The sequence below is a fragment of the Knoellia flava TL1 genome, assembly GCF_000768675.1.
GTDB classification, from domain to species: domain Bacteria; phylum Actinomycetota; class Actinomycetes; order Actinomycetales; family Dermatophilaceae; genus Knoellia; species Knoellia flava.
Window position 1 is genome coordinate 19,920 of record NZ_AVPI01000036.1, and the last position, 8,008, is coordinate 27,927.

At 72.3% G+C, this 8,008-nt stretch carries 7 protein-coding genes and 1 pseudogene; 5 read left to right on the plus strand and 3 right to left on the minus strand.

All coding sequences use genetic code 11. The annotated features are described in order from the left end of the window. Positions 1-55: 55 nt before the first annotated feature. From N798_RS12060 to eccD, 3 genes are read right to left on the minus strand one after another with little or no spacing between them, the layout of a single operon-like run. Positions 56-1,276 (minus strand): S8 family serine peptidase, encoded by a 1,221-nt coding sequence (locus tag N798_RS12060; RefSeq protein WP_052117271.1) that lies wholly within the window; start codon positions 1,274-1,276, stop codon positions 56-58. Beyond that, positions 1,273-2,613 carry a type VII secretion protein EccB gene (eccB, locus tag N798_RS12065; protein WP_035948820.1) on the minus strand — a complete coding sequence of 447 codons (1,341 nt, stop codon included), beginning with the start codon at positions 2,611-2,613 and terminating at the stop codon, positions 1,273-1,275. Before eccB ends, N798_RS12060 begins: the two co-directional genes overlap by 4 nt. A 9-nt stretch (positions 2,614-2,622) precedes the next feature. After that, entirely contained in the window at positions 2,623-3,954 is a 1,332-nt protein-coding gene (gene eccD, locus N798_RS12070; RefSeq protein WP_035948821.1) for a type VII secretion integral membrane protein EccD, read from the minus strand. A gap of 221 nt (positions 3,955-4,175) precedes the next feature. Between eccD and N798_RS12075 the strand changes: the two genes are divergently transcribed. From N798_RS12075 to N798_RS17440, 5 genes and pseudogenes are all read left to right on the plus strand, one after another. After that, positions 4,176-4,496 (plus strand): WXG100 family type VII secretion target, encoded by a 321-nt coding sequence (locus tag N798_RS12075; protein WP_035948823.1) that lies wholly within the window; start codon positions 4,176-4,178, stop codon positions 4,494-4,496. Further along, complete coding sequence (locus N798_RS12080) at positions 4,496-4,789, plus strand: WXG100 family type VII secretion target (RefSeq protein ID WP_035948824.1); 294 nt, start codon at positions 4,496-4,498, stop codon at positions 4,787-4,789. Before N798_RS12075 ends, N798_RS12080 begins: the two co-directional genes overlap by 1 nt. Positions 4,790-4,896: 107 nt before the next feature. Continuing rightward, positions 4,897-5,505, plus strand: coding sequence for a hypothetical protein (locus N798_RS12085; protein WP_035948827.1), 609 nt, complete (start codon positions 4,897-4,899; stop codon positions 5,503-5,505). 2 nt (positions 5,506-5,507) lie between these two features. Next, on the plus strand, positions 5,508-7,025 hold the full coding sequence (locus tag N798_RS12090; protein ID WP_035948829.1) for a S8 family peptidase: 1,518 nt from the start codon (positions 5,508-5,510) through the stop codon (positions 7,023-7,025). Further along, positions 7,009-8,008 (plus strand): annotated as a pseudogene (locus N798_RS17440) (hypothetical protein); the annotation flags it as partial. The gene N798_RS12090 and the pseudogene N798_RS17440, both read left to right, overlap by 17 nt.

Below are 8,008 nucleotides of genomic sequence, written 5' to 3' on the forward strand. Positions count from 1 at the left end.
AACCCGGTTCCCCGCGGCGTATGCCGTTCGCCCACGCCGTGCGCGACGGCGCGGCTCAGGCGCTGCGGTCGAGGCGGAGCATGCGTGCCATGCCGAGGGCGAGGACGGCCGCGCCCACGCCGAGGAGGAGCCAGAGGACGGCGCCCCGGTCGGGCTCGCGCGGGTCGGGTGCGGGCGTGAGGTCGACCGCCCGGACCTCTGGAGGCGGCGTGGGACGGGCGACCCCGCCGGGAGCCACGGGACCGGCGACGGTGTCGTCGAGCACGGTCGTCATCGCCTCGTAGGGCTGGACGACGCCCCAGCCGGAGGTGTCGTTGCGCACCGTGCGGGAGCCGCGTGACGCGGTCGCCTCGAGACGGTGGGCGAGAACCGCGGCGGAGGCGCGGGGGAGCCGCTCGCGCAGCAGGGCCGCGGCCCCGGAGACGTAGGCGGTGGCATAGCTGCTCGACTGCTGGTCCTGCGAGAAGACGCAGTCGCCCCAGGCGCGGTTCGTCGTCACGACGTTGTCACCGGGGGCGACGAGGTCGACCTGCGGGCCACGGATGGAGTTCTCGGTGACGACGTCGGCGGCGTTGGTCGCGGCGACACCGATGACCCCGGGGTAGCCCGCCGGGTAGCGCACTCCGTCCCTGGCGTCGGCGGCCTGCTCGCGGTTGCCCGCCGAGGCCACGACGACGACGCCCGCGCGCACGGCTCCGCGCACGGCGGCGCGCACGTCCGGCCGGTCGGCGGTCGTCGAGAGCGAGAGGTTGATGACGTCGGCGCCGGCACCGACGGCCCACGTGATGGCGGGCGCGAGGTTGGCCGAGCGCTGCTGCTCCTCGTCGCCGCCGGACTCGCCACCGGTGATCTTGACGGGGAGGATCGTCGCGGCCGGGGCCACTCCGACGACGCCGGACCGTTCGCCGATGTCGCGGGCGGCGATGATGCCGGCGATCGCCGTGCCGTGCCCGTTCTCGTCGGTCGTCGCCGCACCGCCGACGAAGCTCCGGCCGGGGAGGACCGACCCCTTGGGGAAGTGGACGTTGGTCGCGGCGACGCCGGAGTCGACGACGGCCACGACGACTCCCCGACCCCGCGAGAGCGACCAGGCGGTGCGTGCGCCGAGGCGCTCGAGCGCAGGAGGGGGCTGGGGGACGAAGCGGGTGACGCCCTCGGTGCACTCGCGGACCTCGGCGTGCGCCGGGGCCGCGAGCGGCGTGGCGACCGGCCCCACGAGACCCGCCGCGACGATCCCGAGGACCCCGGTGACGACCGTCGTGCGACGCCCGGTCACGACGCGGCGGCCACGGTGGTCCGGGCGGCCTCGACGCTCAGCTCGGGGCCGGTGCGGAAGAGCTCGACCCACGACTGCGGCACCGGGGCGACGTCCTCCGGGGAGTAGCCGAGCCGCTGGAGCAGGTCGGGGGTCGACGCGTCGAGAGCGTAGGACGTGCCCGTCTGGTCGATGGCGAGCAGCGGCCCGGCAGAGGGGGATCCGGCGCCCACGGCGCGGACGAGGGCTCCTGTGCCCAGGTCGACGGCGGCCTTCGTCGTGCCCGCCTCGGGGCGCACCGTCGTCGAGGTCGACAGCGCCACCTTCGGCTCGGCACCCCTGGCGGTCGTCAACGTCGCGCAGGGCGCCTGGTCGACGGGGGTCGGGAGGTCGGCGGGCCACGCCGGCGGCGCCACGCGCTGCGGGCGGACGGCGAGCTGGGTGACCTGGGCAGGGGTGACCGGCAGGTCCTCGGTCGTGCTCCCTGAGCCGATGCGATAGAGGGCATGGGCGAGGTCGGGCAGCGGCTCGAGCTCGCCGGCCTGGTTGACGAGGTAGCGACGTGCCTCCTGGCCGGCGTTGCCGACGGCGAGGACCGAGCCGACGTCGGCACCCGGGGGCAGGCCCGGCGCGGGCTTGCCGAAGTCGGGAAGGCGCAGTGGCTGGAGTGCCGGGCCGAGGGCGAAGAGGTTGGTCCACACGGCGGGTGCCGCCTGGCGGGGCTCGCCGTCGAGGCCCAGGGCGAGCATGACGGCGCTGACGTGGGCGGCCGCGACGGGGTAGCGCATGCCGCCCGCGATGACGAACGTCTGCTTGTCGGTCGTGACGACCGTCGCGCCCGTGTCGACCGGCGTGCTGCGCACCGAGGGGCCGACGCCGGTCGAGACGCCGCCCTCGCTGCCCAGGCAGGAGACCCAGCCACTGTTGGTGAGGGCGTCGGGGGGAGTGAGCGAGTCGGGTGCGCCGAGGATGCCGATCGTGGCGCCGCGCTTCTGCTTCGCGAGCTTGTCGTCGGCCACCGTGATGACCTCGAAGCCGCCTGCGGGGATGAGCAGCCGGGCGCTCGTGGTGTTGAGCACCGGGTGCAGCGTCTCCTTGATCGAGACGTAGCGGGCTCCGCTCGTCTTGGCGATGACGAGCTTGTTGTCACCCCAGTCCTGCGGCAGCGACCCCTTGAGCCAGCCGAAGGCCATGCTGCCGAGGACGAGGACGACGGTGAGCGCGAGACCGCCGATGACGGCCTTCATCGGGCGGTGGGGTTCCACCTCGCGGCCGCCGGGGCTGCCGCTGACGAAGGCGGTGGTGAGGCGCCGCTTGCTGAACGACTGGGCCTCGACGAGGTCCTTCTTGGTCGCCATCGCGCCCTCTCAGAGCAGCCCGACGGCGAACGCCGCGAGCGGGAGCAGGGCGACCAGGCCGACGCCTTCGACGGCGTCGGCGACCCGGCCGAGCTGGACCCGGGTGCGCGGAAGAACGAGGGCGAGGGCGACGACGACGGCGGCGGCACCGGCGAGCCCGAGCGCGAGCAGCGGTCGCCAGTCGGGGTGGGTCTGGGCCGCCGCGACCGACGCCGCCGCGATCCCGACGATGCCCCCGACCATGGCGATGAGCACCGTCGTGCGGGTGCGGCTGTGCCGGGTGCGCAGCAGGGTGACGACGAATCCGACGAAGGCGAGCAGCGCGCCCGCGGCACCCGAGGAGACGAGCTGCGGGGTGCAGAGCACCATGACGGCCGAGCTGGCGACGCCGAGGGCGACCATGAGCTCGTGCCCGGCGGCCACCTGGCGTCGCACGTCCTCGCGCTGCACCTCGGGCACGTCCTCGAAGATCTCGAGGTCGGTCTTGGGCGGGTGGGTCGTGAGCCGGCTCGTGGAGATCCCGACCCAGGGGAGCACGTTGCCGACGAGTGCGGCGACGACGAAGGTCGCGGCAGCCACGGTCGTCATGTCCCATCCCACGGTGTGGGTGAGGGCGCCGAGGACGACCATCGCGAGACCGAGAACCGCGGTGGAGCCGACGAGGAGGCGGTGCCGCGTCACGGCCACGGCGCCGAGGAGGCCGACGACGGTGGCCCCGGCGCCGGCATACAGGAGTCCTTCTCCCCAGAGGCGCGCCTCGGGGACCGCGGCGTAGCCGGCCACGACCGCGTAGACGACACCGGTGAGCGCGAGGGCGACCGCGGCGGCCGGCTGCTTGCGCACGTGGGCGAGGACGGCGGCGGCACCGACGAGGAGCAGCGCGCACGCACCGGAGAGCGCGGCTACGAGGAGGCCGCTGTCGCGGGCGGTGAAGAGCGCGTATGCCGCTGCGACGAAGAGGACGACCGAGGCGCCGACGGCGGTGCCCGCGCTGTTGGCTGCGGTCCACGGCGTGAACTGGGTCTCGACGAGGTCCGCGACGGCCTCGACGACGTCGTCGTAGACCTTGTCACCGTCGACGCGGTTGGGCTCGAGCGCGAGGACCGAACCGTCCTCGATGCCCTGTGCCGCAAGGCTTCTGTCGCTGTCGACCGTGGAGCCGTCGGCGCGCATCAGCCGGTAGCCCAGGCTGGCGGAGTGCGGCTCGAGGACGCCGAGCTCCCGGGCGAGGTCGGGGATGATCTCGGCCACCGGGATCGACCCGGGGATGCCGAGGTCGGCTCGTCTGGTCCCCGACGACACGGACAGCCTGACGAGCGACGCTGCCGCGCTCTGGCTCACGAGTGTTCCTCCCCGAAACGTGCACACCTGCTGGCTCCCCGGTCCACCCGAGGTCGAACCGAGCATAGACGGGGAGTTCTCCCCATTGGTTACCGGCAACTGCCCCCGTATGGTCATCCCTGTCAGGACTTCGGGGGACGTGCAGAGCCGGGGTCCAACCACCATGAGTGGTCGGGAGGACCACCGCGAGGTCCATGGGACCAAGAGAGAAGGGAAGTGACATGGGAAGCCAGAACATCAAGGTCGGCGCAGGCTCCATCGCCAAGAGTGCCCAGATCGTCGACCAGGCACGGACTGACCTCAAGCAGAAGCTCAACACGCTGCAGGGGCAGATGGAGCAGGTCAAGGCGCACTGGGAGGGTGCCGGAGCCGGCGCGTTCCAGAACGTCCAGGTGGCGTGGACCACGCAGGCCAAGGACCTGGTCGACATCCTCGACCACTTCCGCGAGAACCTCGTGAGCAACGACAAGCAGTACACGTCGGACGACCAGATGTCCTCCGACCTGCTGAGCAAGTACACCTCGCAGATGGGGGGCAAGTGATGAGCGGCCAGAACATCAAGGTCGGCAGTGGCGGTCTCGACACGCTGATCGCGGACATGGTCAAGGGTGTCAACGACCTCAAGTCGAAGGTCTCCGACATGGAGAGCGACCTCCGCCCGCACATGGGGGAGTGGGAAGCCGGCGCGAAGGGCGCCTTCGAGGAGGTCAAGAAGAAGTGGGGCACCGAGGTCCAGGACCTCAACGAGCTGCTCCTCGACATCAAGAAGGCCGTCGAGCAGTCCAAGGAGGCCTACCTCGCCGGTGAGCTCCGCAACAAGAACAGCTGGTCCTGACCCCCGGGTCATGACGTGACGGACGTGCCGGCACCCCTGCGACGGGGTGCCGGCACGGACCGCGTCACCAGCGACGCACACGAGAACGTTCAGGGGAGGCACCAGCCGTGGCAGGCGAAGACGAGGTCGAGTACCCGACCGAGACCATGACCACCTTGGCCAACACCAAGCAGACCAAGTGGGAGACGGACTCCACCGAGGGCGTCCGCAAGATCCGCGACGCGCTCGCGGACAAGGACACCTTCGGAGACCTTCCCGTCCTCGCCTCCTACGGCGCCGTCTTCGAGGAGGTCCGCACGATCTACCTCGAGACGATGCGAGGTGCGAAGGCCGACCTCGACGCCGTCGCGCAGGGCATCCGCACCTCCGCCCAGCAGATGAAGGACCGCGACGACCAGGCGGGCGCCGCGTTCGTCGAGCTGTGGCAGCGCTGGGAGAACGGGCCGCTCGAGAGCACCCGCAACCACGAGACGGCCTCGTCGACCGAGTCCGCCCAGACCGCTGCGCAGACCGCCGACTCGGCCGAAGAGCAGCAGCAGGGCGGCCAGCCCGGCCAGACCGGCACCGAGGGTGACGAGATCCCGACCGGCGAGAACCCAGACACCCAGTCCGAGGGGGAGATGCCGACGAGCGACCTCCCGCCCGCAGACGACGACCCCGACACGACGACCTACGACGCCACCTCGGGCCAGCCGCAGTCGCCGTACGTGCAGTGACCATGCCTCGCCGCTCCACCCGTCCACGACGCATCGCCCACGCTGCCGCGGCCCTCGCCGTCGCCGTGGGGGCGGTCACCAGCGTTCCGGCGGCCAGCGCCGATCCGCTGGACGACGGACAGTGGTGGCGGACGGCGATGGGTGTCGACGAGCTCAACCGAGCCGGCAAGGGCTCGGGCATCACCGTGGCCCTCATCGACGGCCCGATCGACTCGAGCGTCCCCGAGCTCGAGGGAAGGGTCGCCTCCTCGACGACCGCGTGCCTCGCGCCGGGTGGTGGCGTCCGGCCCTCGACGGTGAAGGGTGTGCTCGCCGACCACGCGACGAGCATGGCCTCGCTCATCGTCGGCAGCGGTCGTGGCACCGCCCGCGGCGGGCGGGGGATCACGGGGATCGCGCCGGAGGCGACCTTGCGTCACTATGCCGTGACGTTCGGTGACCCCCGGGATCCAGAGAAGCTCAGCTGCGGCCTCGAGGACCCGAGCGTCAACGTCGTCGGTGACGCCACCGCGAAGGCGATTCGCCAGGCCGTCACGGACGGCGCCAAGGTCATCAGCATCAGTCTCAGCACGGACTACAGCAACGACTACGTCCCGGCACTGCTCGACGCCTACCGTGCCGGAGCCATCGTCGTGGCCTCGACCAACAACGACACCAGGCAGGTGCGGTGGCCCGGGCTCGGCAACGGTGTCGTCACCGTGACGCACGTCGACGCCAAGGGCAACCTCGACGACAGCGCGACCCGCAGGAACAACCTCGTCGACTTCGCGGCCCCGGGGACTGCGATCGCCACCGGCACCTGGACGCCGTCGGGATGGCGCAGCGACGGGATCTCCGACGGCAGCTCCCAGGCGACCGCCATCACCGCCGGCGGCCTCGCCGCCCTGTGGTCGGCGCACCCGGAGGCCACCGGCAACCAGGTGCTGCAGGCTGCCCGACAGGCGGTGGGGATGCGAGCCGAGGGCGGGAAGTACTTCACCTGGTTCCGCCGAGTGGGCGACGACCTGCCGGCGTCGACCGGCAAGACCGAGTCCTACGGGTTCGGCATCGTCGCCCCGGCCGACGCCGTCAAGCTCGATGTCGACGGGCTGCCACTCACGAACCCCATGGTCGCCGACAAGGGCGTGGTCCAGCCGACGGCCGAGGAGATCGCCGCCGTGACGCCCGCGGCCGGTGCAGCTCCCCCCGCGTCGGCGAGCCCGTCGGCGAGCGCGTCGCCCTCAGGTGCACAGGCCCCCGAGCCCGCCACCGACGGGTCGGTCGATGCGGCCGGTGAGGAGGGGGTCGGTGGCGGCTCCGGGCTCGTCCTGCTCGTCGTGGGCCTGGCGCTCCTCGCCGTTCTGGGGGCCGCCGTCGCCCTGCGGCTCCGGACAGGTGGGGCGAAGGCCGCGAGAGATGGAAACACGCACGATGCCGGCACGGACGGCATACAGGATTTCGACAACACGCACGGACAGGCGGCGGCGACGGATGGGGTCGCCGCCCTGACGAAGGAGCACAGCAATGGTGTTGATCGCTGACGGCGGCGGGGGCGGCCCCACGCTCAACCCGAAGGCCAAGCACTACGAGCGCCAGCTCTTCAAGGTCTTCTCCTCGAGCACCTCGACCATCTTCCTCACGCAGGAGGACTGGCGCGCCGCGAAGACGAAGCTCGACGACCTCGCCAAGGACGTCCAGCAGGTCCGGACCGAGCTCCAGGCCCCGAGCGACGGCGGCAAGGGGTGGCAGGGGCCCGCGGCGGAGGCCGCGTTGTCGAGCCTCGAGAAGCTGAGCACGACCCTCGACGGCCACGCGAGCAAGATCGGCGACGTCGACACGAGCCTCGGGCAGGTCTACCAGGCGATCAGTGACGCCAAGGCGGCGTGGTACTCCGACGTCGCGAGCATCTCGACCTACGTCGACCCGGCCGACCACACCCGGCTGCCCGCGCCCTACCTCCCGACGGCCGAGAACCGCGAGAAGTACAGCGTCCCCGACGCCGAGGCAGCAGCCGCGGCGGAGGACGCGCTCTGGGAGCAGCGGAACCAGGCCGCCAAGAAGGTCCTCGACCAGCTCGGCGCCGACACGAGGACCGCCACGGGCACGATGCCGATCGACACGACGCAGGACAAGCAGGCGCCGTACTCTCCCTCGGGTCCCGGTCCGAGCACGAACTACCCCTCGGGGACGTCGACGCCGTCGACGAGCGGTGGCTACCACGTCGGCGCCTACGGCCAGCCCGTCTACGAGATCCACCCCACCGGGCCCGGCGGCGACCCGGGCGGCGAGGAGATCCCGATCCCGAACCCCGAGGAGCCGGAGGAGATCACCATCGGCGACCCGGAGGGCCCGGACCCGGACCCGGACCACGAGCTCGACCCGATCAGCTCCGACGGTGACGTGACCGGTTCGACCGGTCTCACCGGCCCGCCTGCGACCGGCGCCTCGAGCGCGGCCGGTGGTGGCGGCGGAGGCGTGGGCGTGGGCTCGGTCGCGGCCGGAGGCGTCGGTGCCGGCGCCGCCG

Bases quoted from the DNA above. Each gene is read 5' to 3' on its own strand.
- N798_RS12080 (WP_035948824.1), top strand. From the start codon at position 4,496: ATGAGCGGCCAGAACATCAAGGTCGGCAGTGGCGGTCTCGACACGCTG.
- N798_RS12075 (WP_035948823.1), top strand. From the start codon at position 4,176: ATGGGAAGCCAGAACATCAAGGTCGGCGCAGGCTCCATCGCCAAGAGT.
- N798_RS12090 (WP_035948829.1), top strand. From the start codon at position 5,508: ATGCCTCGCCGCTCCACCCGTCCACGACGCATCGCCCACGCTGCCGCG.
- eccB (WP_035948820.1), bottom strand. From the start codon at position 2,613: ATGGCGACCAAGAAGGACCTCGTCGAGGCCCAGTCGTTCAGCAAGCGG.